Consider the following 16,371-nt stretch of genomic DNA (forward strand, 5'->3'; position numbering starts at 1 on the left):
ACACCTCCATGGAGGCCGGGCCCATGGTCCGCAAGGCCGAGATGAAGGCCCAGCAGTGGATCAAGTCCTACGAGGACTGGAATGTCGACACCGGCATCGCCACCGGTCTGCCCGGTAAGGCGCAGATCGGCAAGGGCATGTGGGCCATGCCGGATCTGATGGCCGAGATGCTCGTCCAGAAGATCGGCCACCCCAAGTCCGGCGCGAACACCGCCTGGGTGCCGTCTCCGACCGCCGCCACCCTCCACGCCACCCACTACCACCTGGTGGATGTTTTCAAGCGGCAGGCCGAGATCGCCAAGGGCGGCCCCCGCGCCACCGTCGACGAGATCCTCGAGATCCCCCTGACCCCCAAGACCGACTGGTCGGCCGAGGAGATCCGGCAGGAACTCGACAACAACTCCCAGGGCATCCTCGGCTACGTGGTCCGCTGGATCGACCAGGGCGTCGGCTGCTCCAAGGTCCCCGACATCAAGGACATCGGCCTCATGGAGGACCGCGCCACCCTGCGCATCTCCAGCCAGCTGATGGCCAACTGGCTGCGCCACGGCATCGTCTCCGAAGCCGATGTCATCGCCTCCCTGGAGCGCATGGCCCCCGTCGTCGACCGCCAGAACGCCGCCGACTCGAGCTACCGCGCCATGTCCCCCGACTTCGCCGGTTCCATCGCCTTCCAGGCCGCCAAGGAACTCCTCCTCGAGGGCACCAAGCAGCCCAACGGCTACACCGAGCCCATCCTGCACGGCCGCCGCCGCGAGGCCAAGGAGTACAACGCCAAGTTCTCGGCGTAATTCGCACTGGCGGAGCAGTTCACGGACCCCCGGTCGACCTTAGTCGGCCGGGGTTTCGCATTTGGGGGCACGAACGGTGGTAGGTCATGCCCCGAAACCGCGGCGCAGGGCGCAGCATCGTCATACACTCGTATGCATGACCGTACGCGTGACGCTAAGCCTTCCAGATGAGATCTCCGATCACCTCAAGACACTTCCCCAGGGCAAGCAGAGCGACTACGTGGCCCGCGCTGTTCGACAGCAAATGGTCGCCGAGGAAATGGCCGCGATAATTCAGCAGCCCAAGGATGAGGAGGGCCTCGCCGAGGCCGAGATACTCGCCTGGCAGGGCGATGAGTGAGCCCGGGCGGCAAGGGGAGATCTGGACAGTTACCGGCCCTCTCGGGCGAACTCGAACGATCGTCGTCGTCGATACTCCTGCGATGATCCACCAAGGCGGGCTCATTCAGACGGCGACGGTTCACGAAGCGCGCGAGGTCCCGTCCAAACGCCTCCTGCTGTCCATCCCGATCCCTGGCACCTCTCGGATAGTCGCCGTCTACGATCTTGTCGGATACCCGCTGTCGAACTTCACCAAGTTCGAAGGCGTTATCCCCGCTGAGACTCTCGAGCAAGTCAAGAAGGGCCTCCGCGCTCGGTATGACCTCTAGCCGCCCGTTCAACCCCGTCCGGTCACAGGGATTCCCATTTGCGCCAACCCATTCCGCACCCCCGCGATCGCGGCTACGCTGCGCTGCGATATCCGCCCGAACGTGAGGTAAGTCGATGGGTTCTACCGTCCTCGATGTTGTGAATCTGGTCCTGGCCCGTATCAATGCGGCGTGGTCGTGGGCTTCCAGTGGGTCTTCGGGGCCGATGCCACTCTGAGACCTGTTAGCCGGGTCTCTCCCGGAACAAAAGCGCGAGCCCCCTCGTTGTCCTGGTACGGCGTGGGGGCTTGCTGCTGTTAACGGCGAGTACCGGCGGGGCGAAAAAGTCAGCGACAACGGGATGTCCGTTGTGTCACCATCAGTTTCGAGATCAATAATCCGGTCCCGCGGGGCCGCTACCGGCAGGAAGGAGGAGACGGCATGAATCCGGGTTTCCCAGAACAGCATCCGACATTGTCGGGTCGACGCGCCCTAGTGGCGGGCGATACCAAGCGCAGTGAGCGCTGCGGCCGGAGCATCGGCCGTCTCCAGGCGCTCGTCTAGCGCTTTCCGACTCTTCCTTTCTGTTCCCCTCTTTTCACGAAACATGGTGACTCCCATGCCGATCCGTCATGCTGACGACCCCGAGATAACCGTCGACAACTGGATACACCGGGGCATGCTCGTGCTCAATGCCTCGTTCGAGGCGCTGCACGAGATTCACGCCGAACGCGCGGTGGTATTGCTGCTGAGCGGCGCGGCCGAGACCGTGGCCGATCGGGAGCCGTACTTCCCGATTCGCTCGAAGCATGTGGAGATCGCGCTGCCGGAGACCATCCGGCTGACCCGGTACGTATACCTCGAGCATCGGGTGCTGGTGCACGACGAGAGCCGTGCGACCCTGCCCGCGATTCTGCGGCGGGACCGGTACCGGTGCGGGTACTGCGCCGGGTGGGCGCGGACCGTCGACCACATTCGGCCGCGATCGCGGGGTGGGCCGAATACCTGGGCGAACCTCATTGCGGCGTGCGGGCCGTGCAATACCTACAAGGCGGACCGGACTCCGGAGGAGGCCGGGATGCGGTTGCTCTGGGAGCCGAAGGCCCCCAACGACATGGAAAGACGGCAGCGTCAGATCTGGAAGGACCTCGCTGCCTCGTAGTGAAACGAAGTGATCGGGCGTGAAAGGAGCGAGATCCGATGACTACCACTGAAGTTCGGGAGCTGAACCTGGCGGATCTGCTCCCCATCTCCGATTCGAAGGACTACTGGGCGCACGCCGCGTGCAAGGGCGACCCCAACCACGAGGCGTGGTTCCCCTACCCGTCGCAGGATTTCGACTACGCGCGCGGCATCTGCGCCGGGTGCCCGATTCGCCGCGAATGCGGTGAATTCGCGTCGCGCACCGGTCAGTCCGGTGTGTGGGGCGGGCACGAGTACGACCGCGGCAAGATGATCCGCGACTGAGCGGATCGAGCGGCGGCCATTCCATACCGGGACGGCCGCCGCTTTCGTGCCGGTCGGATGCTGCGTAACAGACCGGGTCAGCAGCTATTTTCGCGTGACCATACACTGAAGATCGTGGGTACTCATCGCGCCGCGAGCAGGTCACGAGGTGTCAGCAAGGGACCAGTTATCGCAGTGATAGCGGTGATCGTGCTAGCCCTCGCCGTCGTCGGCTGGGCCTGGCTCCAGGAACGCTCCAAGGACCGCGACAGCGCGGCCGCCGCGGCGTGCGTCGAGGGCACGGTGACGCTGAATGTCACGATCGACCCGGCCATCGCCGAATCGGTCAAGGCGGCGGGCGAGCGGTTCAATGCCACCACACCGCATATGCGCGACCATTGCGCGCAGGTTGCCGTCACCGCGCAGCCCTCGGCCGCCATGGTGACGGCCTTCGCGGGAGTCACCACGAATACGCCATGGGATCCGGCGCTCGGCCCGCAACCCGGCCTGTGGATTCCCGATTCGTCGCGTTCGGTGGAACTCATGCGCATTCCGGGTCTCATCGCGGGCACGCCACTGCCGGTGGCCGTGAGCCCGATCGCGGTGGCCGTTCCCGACGAATTGCGGCGCGCCATGGAGACCGCGCAGACGAAGTGGGCGGATCTACCACGGCTGCAACAGGGTTCGCTGAGCGATCTCGGCCTCGCGACCTGGGGCCCGCTGCGCATGGCCATGCCGACCGGGGATCCGACGCTCGCGGTGGCCACCGCGGTCGGGTCGGGCGTCTCGGGCACCGATCCCCTGGATGAGACGGCTGCCCGGTCGGGTCAGGTCATCTCGGCCGTCTCCCAGCTCGCGGCCACCGCGCCCCCGACCACGGACCTCACCGCCGCCCTCACCGAGCTGGCGGCGGCCGCCGATCCCGCCGCCGCGCCGCTGCACGCGGTGGCGGCCACCGAACAGCAGATCCGCACCCATCCCGACCTGACCGCCTTCCGTCCCGTCGGCAACGGCCCGGTCAACGACTATCCGGCCGCCGAGATCGTCGGCAACTGGGTGAACCAGACCCAGAACCTGGTCGCCGGACTGTTCGTCGACTTCCTGCGGGCCACCGAACAGTCGAAGCTGTTCACCGACAACGGTTTCGGCGCCGCTCCCCCGGCCACCTCGGCGGTGCCCGCGAAGGCCGTGCTGACCCAGGTACAGCAGGTCCTCGCCAATCCGATTCTCGGCGTGCACGCCACCGCCCTGGTCGACACCTCCGCGTCCATGTCGACGCAGGAGGGCGCCATGACCCGGCTGGCGAATTCCCTTGCCGCACTGCAGTCCACCATGACGGTCATGCCGCCGGAGTTCGGCCTGGGCGTGTGGACCTACGCCAAGACCACCGACGGCTCCAATCCGTACCGCATTGCCGCGCCGACGGCGGCGCTCACCGATCAGCAGCGCACCGCCATCACCCAGGCCCTCGGCACTGTGACCGCCTCCAGCATCGCCCCGGACCTGACGTATCCGTCACTGGAGGCGGCGTACCGCTCGGCGGTCGAGAACTGCAAGGCGGGCCGCACCAATTCCATCCTGTTGATCACCGACGGCCCCCAGGACGACTCGACCATTACCGGCGAACAGCTGCTCACCGATATCGCCGGGCTCGGCAATCCGGCCAAGCCGATTCGCATCGATGTGATCGTGGTCGGCGGCAATGGCACGCAAACCCTGCAAACGCTGAGCCAGCGAACAGGCGGCACATATACGAAGGTCACCTCATCCAATGACCTTGCATTTGCAACAGCAGTGGCCAACGCTTTGACGACACCCTGATCCAACTGTTTGCAACACGACGGTCACGATGTCACCGCCAGCCAGCAACCTCGTGGCATATTCACGGCATGGCACACAGTTCAGGTACCGAAGAATCTTCGGTCAAACAGGGTTTTGCGGCCGGAACATCCATCGCGGCGGGCATCCTGCTGCTCATCATCGGCGTGCTGGACATCCTGCAGGGCATCTCCGCGGTCGCGGCGGACAACCTGCTGGTGGTCTCCGATGACTACGTCTACAAGTTCAACACCACCACCTGGGGCTGGATCCACATCGTCGTCGGCGCGGTGATCATCATCGCCGCCATCGGCCTGCTGGCAGGCACCACCTGGGGCAAGGTGGCAGCCATCGTCCTGGCCGCCATCGCCATCGTGGAGAACTTCCTCTGGATCCCCTACTACCCCGCCTGGTCCATCTTGATCATCGCCCTGTGCGTGGTCGTCATCTGGGCCGTCGCCACCTGGAAGACCGACGACACCGCGGCCTAGCCCCGACGTCACCGCAATACCGCAGCGCCCCACCGGTTTCGCCGCCGGTGGGGCGCCGTGCTGTCCGCCCGTCTCGCCATTCGCGTGCACGGGAACCGATTCGGGGTTAGGATCGCGGCTGCTGACATGGGGAGGTGGCAGCGTCGTTGGCAGTCGAACCAGGCACGATTTTCGCCGGATATCTCATCCGCCGCCGGATCGGCGCGGGCGGTATGGGCGCGGTCTACCTGGCGGGCCATCCGCGACTGCCCATGGATATCGCCCTCAAGATTCTCGATCCCGACCTCGGCCGCGATTCCGACGCCCGCGCCCGCTTCCACCGCGAGGCCGAGATCGCCGCGCGCCTGCGCCATCCGAATATAGTCCAGGTCTACGACCGCGGCTCCGAGGGCGAACACCTCTGGATCGCAATGGATTACATCGACGGACCCGACGCCGGGCAACTCCTGCGGACCGGTCCGCTCGATCCGCACGCCACCGTCGACCTCATCGCGCAGGCCGCGCGAGCGCTCGACTACGCCCACCGCAACGGCGTCCTGCACCGCGATATCAAACCCGCCAACCTGCTGGTGGCGTCGAACGGGGAGCCGCGGAACCACCTCTACCTCACCGATTTCGGCATTGCCCGCAGCCTCGACGACACCGCCACCCTCACCACCTCCATCCGGGCCACCCTGGCCTACGCGCCGCCGGAACTGCTGGCCGGTGAGCCACTGGACCAGCGCGCCGACGTCTACTCCCTGGGCGGGACGCTGTACCACCTGCTCACCGGCGCACTCCCGTACCCGCGCAACAACCTCGCCGCCGTGATGCACGCCCACCTCCAGGAGCCGCCGCCCCGGCCGAGCGCGTTACGGCCGTACCTCCCAACTGCTCTGGACGAGGTGATCGCCATCGCGCTCGCCAAGGACCGCACCCTCCGCTTCCCCACCTGCACCGCCCTCGCCGATGCCGCGCGCTCCGTACTCCGGCCGCCTCCACCGGTCGACGAGATCCGCGGGTCGCCGCACCCTCTCACCCCACCCCCGAGCTCCATCACCCCGCCGCCGGGCTACGTCGCCGCACCACCGACCGAGATCACCCCGCCGCCCGGTTACAGCGCCGCACCACCGACCCGCATCACTCCGCCGCCGATCCACCTCACCGAGCCACCGCCCCGATCGGTGTTCACCCGGCGGCGGTTGCTCACCGGCGCCGGGGTCGCGGCGCCCGTTGTCGCGGCCGCGGTCGGCATTCCGCTGCTGGTGCGTGCCTCCCGCGACGACCCGCCGGATACCAGGTACGGCGTATCCGGCGATGCCCTGCTCTCCGACGGCGCGACCAAGTTGCGATCGGTCGCGTTCCATCCGGGCGGCTCCATCATCGCCACCGGATCCATGGACGGGTCCGTGCAACTGTGGGATTCCTTTACCCGCGCCACCGTCGGCGCACCGCTCACCGGTCACTCGGGCACGGTCGCGTCCGTGGCATTCGATTCCGAGGGCGCGACGCTCGTCAGCGCGGGCGCCGACGCCGCTCTGCGAGTGTGGAATACGCGGACTCGCAAGCAGATCGGCCTGACCCTGACCAGCCACACCGCGTCACTGACCGCGGCGGCCTTCGTGCCGGGCCGATCCGTCGTCGCCACGGCGGGCTCGGATACAACCGTCCTGTTGTGGGATACCGGGACGGGTGGCCGGATCGGAGAGCCGATCACGGGCAATCGCGCGGGGATCACCGCCCTCGCGGTCAGCCCCGACGGCGCGACCCTCGCCACCGCGAGCCGGGATGGCGCGACCCGGCTGTGGAATATCCAGTCCGGCAAGCAGATCGGGACGATCGGTGACAGCAGCGCCGCGGTCTACACCGTCGCCTTCGATCGGACCGGATCACTGCTGGCCGTCGGCGGTTCCGAGAATGCCACCCAAATGTTCCGCACCGATACCCGCACTCCGGACGGCGACCCGTATCTCGGCAAGTGGTCCGTTTCCTGCGTGGCCTTCAGCCCCACCGACGACATCTTCGCGGCCGTCGACGATCTCGGATCCCTCCAGCTCTGGTCGCACCGAACACGTACCCGGCTGGGCGATCCGATGAAGGGGCACGACAGCGCGATCACTTCGATCTGCTTCAGCCCGGACGGCGCGACGCTCGCCTCGGTCGCCGCGGACACCTCCCTGTGCCTCTGGAACATTCGGCACCGGCTGCAATAGCAGCCGGTGCCGAACCGCGGTGATTACTCGCTGTAGGCGTCCAGGGGCGGGCAGGAGCAGACCAGGTTGCGGTCGCCGTAGGCGCCGTCGATGCGGCGGACGGACGGCCAGACCTTGGGGCAGGGGTGCTTCAGGCCCTGGGGGTAGACGGCGGTTTCGCGGGTGTAGGGGTGGTTCCAGTCGCCGACGAGGCAGGCCGCGGTGTGGGGGGCGCCGCGGAGGGGGTTGTCGTCGACGGGCCAGACGCCCGCTTCGACCTGGTCGATTTCGGACTTGATGGCGATCATGGCTTCGATGAAAGCGTCGATCTCTTCGAGGTTTTCGCTTTCGGTGGGTTCCACCATGAGGGTGCCCGCGACGGGGAAGCTCATGGTGGGGGCGTGGAAGCCGTAGTCGGCCAGGCGCTTTGCGACGTCGTCCACGGTGACGCCGGTGCGCTTGGTGATTTCGCGGAGGTCCAGGATGCACTCGTGGGCGACCATGCCGTTGTCGCCGGTGTAGAGGACCGGGAAGTGCGGGTCCAGGCGGCGGGCAATGTAATTCGCGGAGGCGATGGCGGTGAGGGTGGCCTTGCGGAGGCCGTCGGCGCCCATCATGCGGATGTAGGACCAGGTGATGGGGAGGATGGAGGCGGAGCCGTACTTGGCAGCCGAGACCGCGTGCGAACCGGGCACCAGCGGGTCGCCCGGCAGATACTTCGCCAGGTGCTCGCGGACCGCGACGGGGCCGACGCCCGGACCGCCGCCGCCGTGCGGGATGCAGAAGGTCTTGTGCAGGTTCAGGTGGCTGACGTCGCCGCCGAAACGGCCCGGACGGGCAAGGCCGACAAGGGCATTCAGGTTGGCGCCGTCGACGTAGACCTGACCGCCCGCATAGTGCACCATGGCGCAGAGCTCGGCGACCTCATGCTCGTACACGCCGTGCGTGGACGGGTAGGTGATCATGATGCAGGCCAGGCGGTCGGCGTGGTCGGCGATCTTGGCGCGCAGGTCGTCGAGGTCGACATCGCCGTTCTCGCGGGTCTTCACGACCTCCACGCGCATGCCGACCATGGCGGCGGAGGCGGCATTGGTGCCGTGCGCGCTGGACGGGATGAGGCACGTATCCCGGTGCGTATCACCGCGATCCAGGTGGTAGCGCCGGATGGCCAGCAGGCCCGCGTACTCGCCCTGGCTACCGGCATTGGGCTGCAAGGAGACTCGGTCGTAGCCGGTGACGGCGGTCAGCCAGCCCTTGAGGTCCTCGATGAGCTTGATGAGGCCGGGGGCGTCCTCTACGGGCGCGTACGGGTGCACACGGTTGAACCCGGGCCAGGTGATGGATTCCATCTCCGCGGCGGCATTGAGCTTCATGGTGCACGAGCCCAGCGGAATCATGCTGCGGTCCAGCGCGATGTCCTTGTCCGACAGCGAGCGCAGGTAGCGCAGCATGGCGGTCTCGGTGCGGTAGCGGGTGAAGGCCGGGTGGGTCAGGAATTCCGAGGTGCGGACCTCGATGTGCGGGCGCGGCCTGCCGTGGAACAGCGCGCCCTCCGGTCCGACCGGGACCTCGGCGCCGAAGCAGTCGAGCACGGCCACCACGTGCGCGTCGGTGGTCGCCTCGTCACAGGCGATACCGACGTGATCGGCGTCGACCAGGCGCAGGTTGATCCCGCTCCCCTTGGCCTTGGCCACAATGGCTTCCGCGCCGCCCGGCACGTTCACCAGCACGGTGTCGAAGAAGGTCTGGTGCACGACCGCGTCGCCCAGCCCGGCGGCCAGCCACTGCGCATGCCCGTGCACGCGCCGCGCGATCTGCTTGAGCCCGTCCGCACCGTGGTAGGAGGCGTACATGGCGGCCACAATGGCCAGCAGCACCTGCGCGGTGCAGATATTGGAGGGCGCCTTCTCCCGGCGAATGTGCTGTTCACGGGTCTGCAGCGCGAGCCGGTAGGCGACATCGCCGTCCGCGTCCACGGACACGCCGACCAGGCGGCCCGGCAGCTGCCGCGCATGGGCGGAGCGCACCGCGAGATATCCGGCATGCGGGCCGCCGAAGCCGAGCGGCACGCCGAAGCGCTGCGAGGTGCCGAAGCACGCGTCCGCGCCCTGTTCGCCGGGCGGCGTAATCAGCGTCATGGCAAGCAGATCCGCGCCGACGGCCACCAGCGCGCCGCGCTCGTGGGCGGCCGCGATGACCGCGGTCCAGTCCACGATCCGCCCGGAGGAGCCCGGCTGCTGCACGATCACGCCGAAGAACTCGCCCTCGGGCAGCACCCCGCCGGACAGGTCGGCCTCGACGATCTCGATGCCGAGGGGCTCGGCGCGGGTGAACAGAATGGTCCGCGTCTGCGGGAACAGATCGGAGTCGATGAGCAGCCGCGCCGACTTGGACTTGCGATTGGCCCGCTGCAGCAGCGTCATGGCCTCGGCCGCCGCGGTCGCCTCGTCCAGCATGGACGCATTGGCCACATCCATGCCGGTCAGACCCGACACCATGGTCTGGAAGTTGAGCAGCGCCTCCAGGCGGCCCTGGCTGATCTCCGGCTGGTACGGCGTGTACGCCGTGTACCAGGCCGGGTTCTCGATGAGATTGCGCACCAGCACCGGCGGCGTCAGGGTGTCGTAGTACCCGAGCCCGATCATGGTGGTGGCCACCGTATTCGAACCGGCCAGTGCGGCCAGTTCCGCGAGCGCCTCGTGCTCGCTGACGGCGGGCGGCAGCGCGTCCAGGCCATTGCCCGCGGCGGCGTCGAGAATGCTGGCCGGAATGGCCTTCGCGGCGAGATCGTCCAGCGATTCGGTGCCGACGACCTGCAAGATGCGGTCGAGTTCGCCCTTATCGGGCCCGATGTGGCGGTCGGCGAAGGAACGGGTCTGCACGGCAGCTCCAAGGGTGGGCGGGAAGTCGGCCACGCGGGCCGACCGGTCGTCTGCCCTCCCCCTCTGTCCTGGGCGCCTGAGAGATTCAGGTCATCGACAGCGCAAGCGCCGGTGACCCTTTCACCATGGGCGGGTGGCTCGCGACCACCACTTTCCAGAGGCGCCGAAACTCCGCACGGTCCCTTGTGCCTGAGAGATTGACGGGGAGGTGCTGCTCCTTCGGCGCCTGTGCCCGACCCATGGACGAACCCAGAACTCTCCCGCACGGCTGCGACGCAACGCCAGTGTAGTTCGCGCCAAGTTACGGGCGTGTTGCCTGGGTTGGTTTCGCAAAAAACGCGCGCTGCCCGTGGCAGCGCGCGTTGTCGAATCGATTCCTAGCCGGTCTTGCTCATACGGGCCTTGCGGCGGAAGGCCAGTTCGTCCTCGGGACGGTCCGAGGCGGAGCCCGATTCGGCGCGTTCGGCCGGGAAGTTGGCAATGCCCCCGGTCAGCTCGCGCATGGCGCCGCTGACGGCAATGCCGAAGACGCCCTGTCCGCCCTGCAGTAAATCGACGACCTCTTCCGGCGAGGAGCATTCGTAGACGGTCGCGCCATCGGAGAAGAGGGTGATCCCGGCCAGATCCTCGACGCCGCGGCTGCGCAGATGATCCACGGCAATGCGGATGTTCTGCAGGGAGATGCCGACGTCGAGCAGCCGCTTGACGATCTTGAGAACCAGGATGTCCTTGAAGGAGTACAGCCGCTGGCTGCCGGATCCGGTCGCGCTGCGAATGGACGGCACCACCAGCCCGGTACGGGCCCAGTAATCCAGCTGACGATAGGTGATCCCGGCCACCTGGCAGGCGCTGGGCACCCGGTAGCCGACGAGGTCGTCCGGCACCGTGTCGTCGGGGAACAGCCCAGGCTGCACCACATCCTGCGAGTGCGGTTGATCTCCCACTGACTACTCCCTTACTGCTGGCCTATCAGGGCTCGTGTCCTGGACACTGCTCTGTCCGGATACTGCATCGACGCTGGAGCGTTGGCCTAACTGTCGAGGCTACTCTCCTGATTGTCTCGGGAGTATCGGGTCCCACCAAGCCTTACGGACCGCGTGTTTCTCTACCTCAACCTCAGGTCGAGACACGTTTTCGCAACGGCCGCCGCGACCTGCCGAAGATCAGCTGTCGGTGGCCTTGAAGTCGTCGGGCGAGACCGATTCGAGAAACTCCTTGAACTTCTCGACCTCGTCCTCGCGCTCGTCCGGCATGACCAGACCGGCCTCCTCAAGCACCGGCTCCTCGGCGTAGATCGGACAACCCACCCGCAGCGCGATGGCGACCGAATCGGACGGGCGCGCGGAGACCCGGAGATCGTTCTCGAAGACCAGATCGGCGTAGAAGGTGCCCTCCTGCAGATCCACGATCCGCACCTCTTTCAAGGTGTGCCCGAGCTCCTTGATGAGGATCTTGATCAAATCGTGGGTCAACGGCCGGATGGGCGTGACGCCCTCTTGTTCGAGCACGATGGCGGTCGCCTCGGCCTGGCCGATCCAAATCGGTAGGTACCGGTCCCCCGACACCTCGCGGAGCAACAGCACGGGTTGATTCTGTGGCTGTTCGACACGGATGCCGATCACGCGCATTTCGCTCATCGCACTGCCTCCCATTACTCGCGACCCGCCCAGCCACGCGACAGCGGAGCGAGCCGTAACACCGAGTCTAGGCGATGATTTCAGCCGCCGAGTGAAGCACGCACCGAGGTCTTCACCAGGCAGGTGTGCAGTGTCAGCGACAGCGCCGCCAACTCGCGCACGGTCTCCTCGGCGCGGGCGCGGGCATCGGCATCGCGACTCTTGGCAATGGGCGCGGCGATCTGCGCCACCATGGCGGCCTCGCGGTCCGCGGCCAGTTTGAAGGCGCGCAGATGCCTTGCCTCCAAACCGAATTCGCTCAGCGCCTTCGCGGTGCGGGCCAAGGTCACCGCATCGGAATCGAAATACCCGGCGGCGCCGGGGGTGATGAGATTGGCGCGGATGAGCTCGGTCAGGAACTTCTCGTCGATTCCCGCCTGCTCCAGCAGGTCCGCCCGCGGAATCCGGATCTCGTGATCGAACCGGAGTTCCTCGGGCGATACCTCACCGGGCACGACGCCGAGCCGCCGCAGGCGGCTCCCCCCATTGGCCGACATGGCTTCCCCACCTACGTCGACGCCCGCCCGGGCACGGGCTTCGCGTTCCCGCACCCCGAGCGTCGCCGCACCGCTGTCGATCGCTTCGAGCTGTTCCTTGATCACCTTCAGCGGCAGGTACTGATCCCGCTGCGCTGTCAGCACGAACCGCAGGCGCTCCACATCGGCGATATGGAACCTGCGGTATCCCGAAGGCGTGCGCTCCGGGCTGATCAGTCCCTCGGACTCGAGGAACCGGATCTTCGAGATGGTGATGTCCGGGAAATCCGGACGCAGCAGATCCAACACGGAGCCGATCGACATGCCCCCGCGTGTCCACTGCGCTGCGCCAGTCATTCCAGATGGTCCTATAGCGTGCCCGCGGCCTCGGATGACGCTGCCCGAGGCCCGGTCAGGAACACGAGACGGAACTTGCCGATCTGCACCTCGTCACCGTTCTGCAGCTCCGAGGAATCCACCGGTTCCCGGTTCACATAGGTGCCGTTCAAGCTGCCCACATCGACGACCTGGAAGGTGTCGTCGTCCTGGCGGAACTCCGCATGGCGACGGCTGACGGTGACATCGTCGAGAAAGATGTCGCTGTCGGGATGGCGCCCCGCGGAGGTGGTGGGCTGATCCAGCAGGAACCGCGAACCGGCATTCGGGCCGCGCTTGACCACCAGCAGTGCCGCGCCCGTCGGGAGACCCTCGACCCCTTGCACCGGCTGCTCGCCGGTCTGCTCGGTGCGCGACGTGTCGACCTCGTTCAGGAAATCGGCACGGAACACCGAAGTGGTCTCGGCTGCCGTCTCCTGGTAACCCGGGTCTTTGTTCTCGCTCACCCTTGCTCTCCTCCTCGAACCGAATAATCCATGCAAGCAGTTGATGCCTTCAGCGTCACGGCCACCGGCCCTTCAAGCTGTCGGATAGGTCCCGAAAGTCCCGGGCACCGGCTGCCGGCACATCTGTTGGCATTGACCGTACCCTGCCAGGTCGCACCTGTGCAGGTAGAACTGTGAAGGCTCCTTCAGCCTCCGATAACTCCTTGATAACCTGCGGCATCCAGCAGACCGCCCAGCGCGGCGTCGAGCGCTTCGGCCGAGTCGACCTCGAGCTCGAACAGCCAGCCGTCGCCGTAGGGATCGGTGTTGAGCGTCTCCGGCTCGGTGGCCAGAAGTTCGTTCACCGCAACAACTTTCCCGGCCAGCGGGGCGTAGATGTCCGAGACGCTCTTGGTGGATTCCACTTCGGCGATGCTCTCGCCATTGTCGGCCTTCTTGTCGACATCGGGCAACTGCACGAAGACGACGTCACCGAGCTGTGACTGGGCGTAGTCGGTGATGCCCACCCGCACCCGGGTCGGTGCCACGGTGCGAACCCATTCGTGCTCTTCGGAGTAGCGCAGGTCCTGGGGTAGGTCGGTCACAGATGGTGTCCTTTCAACGGGCGGTCCTTCCGGGATCGTCGTCGATCCGTGTGCCACACCCTATCGATGCTGATCTTCGTGCGGCACGGGCGGTATCGCTCGGGCCACGGCGACGGCCTTACCGGCGTAGAGAATGCCGGTCCAGACGTACACCGCGGTGCCCCAGATCAAGAATGCACCGCCGAAGGCCCGGCCGAAACCCGCGGCGGCCCAATCCATCTGCCCGGCCAGCAGCCAGGGCAGGGCGGACATGAGCGCGAAGGTGGCGGCCTTGCCCAGGTAGATGACCTCCGGCGGGGGGAGATCGCGGCGCTTGTAGACGGGCAGCAGCAGCGTCAAGATCAGGTCTCGACCGACCAGTACGAGTACCACCCACCAGGGCAGGATGCCGCGAATCAGGAAGCCGCCCAGGGTCGCCAGCAGATAAAGACGGTCCACCAGGGGGTCCAGAATCGCGCCGAGTTTGGAAGACTGATCGAGCAGCCGCGCGAGCTTGCCGTCGAGGAAGTCGGTGACACCGCTGACGACCAGCAGGGCGAAGGCCCAGCCGTCGGCCTTCTCGACCAACAGCAGCCACAGGAAGACGGGGACGCCGATGAGCCGCAGCACGGACAACGCATTGGGCACGGTGAAGATGCGGTCGCTGTACACCGGTTCGGCGTTCCGCTCGGATGCCACCCCCCGGTCTTACCCCACCGGCGACGACCCCACCATCCGGGCACGCCGTTTCGCCCAGGCCGCATCGAAACGATATGGTCTCCGCCATACCGAACCGATGAGAGAATAAATACAGCTCCCTCTCATCCTAGGTAGTCAGTCAGCCCTGCGAGAGGAAAGACCATGCCCGACTTCGACTACGACGTCGTTGTGATCGGCTCCGGGTTCGGGGGGAGCGTGAGTGCGCTGCGCCTGACCGAGAAGGGCTACCGGGTGGCCGTGCTGGAATCCGGCCGCCGCTGGAACGCTGAGGACATTCCCAAGACGAACTGGAATGTGCGCAAGGCGATCTGGGCCCCGCGCCTGGGAATGACCGGCACCCAGCGCATCAGCGTGCTGGGCAAGTGCGCGGTGTTCTCCGCCTCCGGCGTGGGCGGCGGATCGCTGATCTACGGCAATACCCTCTACGAGCCGCTGCCGAACTTCTACACCGATAGGCAGTGGGCCCACATCACCGACTGGAAATCCGAGCTCGCGCCCTATTACGACCAGGCGCAGCGCATGCTCGGCGTGACGCCGAATCCGCGCATGACACCCGCCGACGAGGTGATTCGCGCGGTGGCCGAGGACCTCGGGGTCGCCGACACCTTCCACGCCACCAATGTGGGCGTGTTCTTCAACGAGGCCGATCCGGGCGCCGAGGTGGACGATCCGTACTTCGGCGGGGCGGGGCCGCGCCGCAACGGCTGTATTCATTGCGCGCGATGCTTCACCGGATGCCCGCACAATGCCAAGAACACCACCCCCAAGAACTACCTGTACCTGGCCGAACAGGCCGGGGCGCACGTCTTCGAGCTGACCACCGCCACCAAGGTGCGGCCGCTGGCGGGCGACGACGGCGGGTACGCCATCGAGACCGCGCGCTCGGATCGCTGGGTTCGCAAGCAGCGCAGGGTGTTCACCGCCCAGCAGGTGGTGTTCGCGGCCGCGGCGCTGGGCACCCAGAAGCTGCTGCACCAGATGCGCGACGAGCATGTGCTGCCCAATCTGTCGCCCCGGCTGGGCGAGCTGACCAGGTCGAACTCCGAGGCCATCCTCAATGTGGTGAGCAACGAGCGCGACGATTTCGCCCAGGGCGTGGCCATCACCTCCTCGATTCATCCCGAGGAGAGCACCCATATCGAGGTGTGCCACTACGGCAAGGGACAGAACGGGCTGTTCCCGCTGTCGGTGCCGATCGTGGACGGCGGCGCCTTCCGGTTCCTGCGCTTCCTGCTGGCCATCCTGCTGCATCCGGTGGTGTTCGCGCGCAGCCTCAATGCGCACCGGGCCTCGGAGAAGTCGGTGATCCTGCTGGTCATGCAGTCCCTGGACAATTCGCTGACCTCGTATCGGAAGTGGGGGCAGCTCAAGACCAAGCAGGGCACGGGGCAGCCCAACCCGACCTGGATTCCGCTGGCGCACGATATCGGGCGGCGCTTCGGCAAGAAGGTGAACGGGGATGTGCACAGCCTGATCATGGATGTGTTCAATATCCCGGCCACCGCGCACTACATCGGCGGCTGCGTCATCGGCGAGGGGCCGGAATCCGGTGTGGTGGACCCGTATCAGCGGGTGTTCGGCCATCCCGGGCTGCATATCGCCGACGGGTCGGCGGTGACGGCGAATCTGGGCGTGAATCCCTCGCTCACCATTACCGCGCAGGCGGAGCGGGCGATGGCGTTCTGGCCCAATCGGGGCGAGGCGGATCCGCGTCCGGAGCTCGGCGCGCCCTACCGCCGGATTCGCCCGGTGGCGCCCAAGGGGCCGACCGTGCCGGAGTTTGCCCCGGGTGCGCTGCGGCTGCCGATCTTCCCGTCGGACCCGGCCATTCCGGTCAACTAGGCACCGAATAGAGACCGGCGGTAG

At 66.7% G+C, this 16,371-nt stretch carries 15 protein-coding genes and 1 riboswitch; of the genes, 8 read left to right on the forward strand and 7 right to left on the reverse strand.

Translation table 11 applies throughout. The features are described from left to right. The 7 genes from NC4_RS23500 to NC4_RS23535 all read left to right on the forward strand — a co-directional run. On the forward strand, positions 1-791 hold a 791-nt coding region (locus NC4_RS23500), incomplete at its 5' end, for an aldolase/citrate lyase/malate synthase family protein (protein WP_501193518.1). A 136-nt stretch (positions 792-927) separates the two neighbouring features. After that, positions 928-1,131 (forward strand): hypothetical protein, encoded by a 204-nt coding sequence (locus tag NC4_RS23505; protein WP_067542005.1) that lies wholly within the window; start codon positions 928-930, stop codon positions 1,129-1,131. A gap of 908 nt (positions 1,132-2,039) precedes the next feature. Then, entirely contained in the window at positions 2,040-2,582 is a 543-nt protein-coding gene (locus NC4_RS23515; RefSeq protein WP_157555139.1) for an HNH endonuclease, read from the forward strand. 38 nt (positions 2,583-2,620) lie between these two features. Continuing rightward, the gene (locus NC4_RS23520) at positions 2,621-2,887 is read left to right on the forward strand and encodes a WhiB family transcriptional regulator (protein WP_067542011.1); all 267 of its coding nucleotides are present in this window, start codon (positions 2,621-2,623) and stop codon (positions 2,885-2,887) included. A 183-nt stretch (positions 2,888-3,070) separates the two neighbouring features. Continuing rightward, positions 3,071-4,687 (forward strand): VWA domain-containing protein, encoded by a 1,617-nt coding sequence (locus NC4_RS23525; protein ID WP_245721879.1) that lies wholly within the window; start codon positions 3,071-3,073, stop codon positions 4,685-4,687. 68 nt (positions 4,688-4,755) lie between these two features. Continuing rightward, positions 4,756-5,175, forward strand: a complete 420-nt coding sequence (locus NC4_RS23530) for a DUF7144 family membrane protein (protein ID WP_067542018.1) — start codon at positions 4,756-4,758, stop codon at positions 5,173-5,175. 146 nt (positions 5,176-5,321) lie between these two features. Continuing rightward, positions 5,322-7,367, forward strand: coding sequence for a WD40 repeat domain-containing serine/threonine protein kinase (locus NC4_RS23535; RefSeq protein ID WP_157555141.1), 2,046 nt, complete (start codon positions 5,322-5,324; stop codon positions 7,365-7,367). A 23-nt stretch (positions 7,368-7,390) separates the two neighbouring features. Here NC4_RS23535 and gcvP read toward each other — a convergent pair whose 3' ends face one another. From gcvP to NC4_RS23570, 7 genes are all read right to left on the reverse strand, one after another. Continuing rightward, positions 7,391-10,228: an aminomethyl-transferring glycine dehydrogenase gene (gene gcvP, locus NC4_RS23540; RefSeq protein ID WP_174566883.1), complete on the reverse strand. Its 2,838-nt coding sequence runs from the start codon at positions 10,226-10,228 to the stop codon at positions 7,391-7,393. A 166-nt stretch (positions 10,229-10,394) separates the two neighbouring features. Next, a riboswitch (glycine riboswitch) is annotated at positions 10,395-10,501 on the reverse strand. A gap of 104 nt (positions 10,502-10,605) precedes the next feature. Next, positions 10,606-11,172 (reverse strand): MerR family transcriptional regulator, encoded by a 567-nt coding sequence (locus tag NC4_RS23545; protein ID WP_067542027.1) that lies wholly within the window; start codon positions 11,170-11,172, stop codon positions 10,606-10,608. Positions 11,173-11,391: 219 nt separating this feature from the next. Next, a complete protein-coding gene (locus NC4_RS23550; protein ID WP_067542632.1) occupies positions 11,392-11,865 on the reverse strand; it encodes a bifunctional nuclease family protein in 474 nt (157 codons plus the stop codon). 80 nt (positions 11,866-11,945) lie between these two features. Further along, positions 11,946-12,704 (reverse strand): transcriptional regulator FtsR, encoded by a 759-nt coding sequence (gene ftsR / locus NC4_RS23555; protein ID WP_157555143.1) that lies wholly within the window; start codon positions 12,702-12,704, stop codon positions 11,946-11,948. A gap of 44 nt (positions 12,705-12,748) precedes the next feature. Then, a complete protein-coding gene (odhI, locus tag NC4_RS23560; protein WP_067542033.1) occupies positions 12,749-13,222 on the reverse strand; it encodes an oxoglutarate dehydrogenase inhibitor Odhl in 474 nt (157 codons plus the stop codon). A gap of 185 nt (positions 13,223-13,407) precedes the next feature. Continuing rightward, on the reverse strand, positions 13,408-13,806 hold the full coding sequence (gcvH, locus tag NC4_RS23565) for a glycine cleavage system protein GcvH (protein ID WP_067542036.1): 399 nt from the start codon (positions 13,804-13,806) through the stop codon (positions 13,408-13,410). 60 nt (positions 13,807-13,866) lie between these two features. After that, on the reverse strand, positions 13,867-14,484 hold the full coding sequence (locus tag NC4_RS23570) for a CDP-alcohol phosphatidyltransferase family protein (RefSeq protein WP_067542039.1): 618 nt from the start codon (positions 14,482-14,484) through the stop codon (positions 13,867-13,869). Between the two features lie 162 nt (positions 14,485-14,646). Here NC4_RS23570 and NC4_RS23575 point away from each other — a divergent pair, with 162 nt between their 5' ends. Then, entirely contained in the window at positions 14,647-16,347 is a 1,701-nt protein-coding gene (locus NC4_RS23575) for a GMC oxidoreductase (protein ID WP_067542042.1), read from the forward strand. The last annotated feature ends 24 nt before the right edge of the window (positions 16,348-16,371 follow it).

The sequence above is a fragment of the Nocardia crassostreae genome (assembly GCF_001613405.1).
Taxonomy (GTDB): domain Bacteria; phylum Actinomycetota; class Actinomycetes; order Mycobacteriales; family Mycobacteriaceae; genus Nocardia; species Nocardia crassostreae.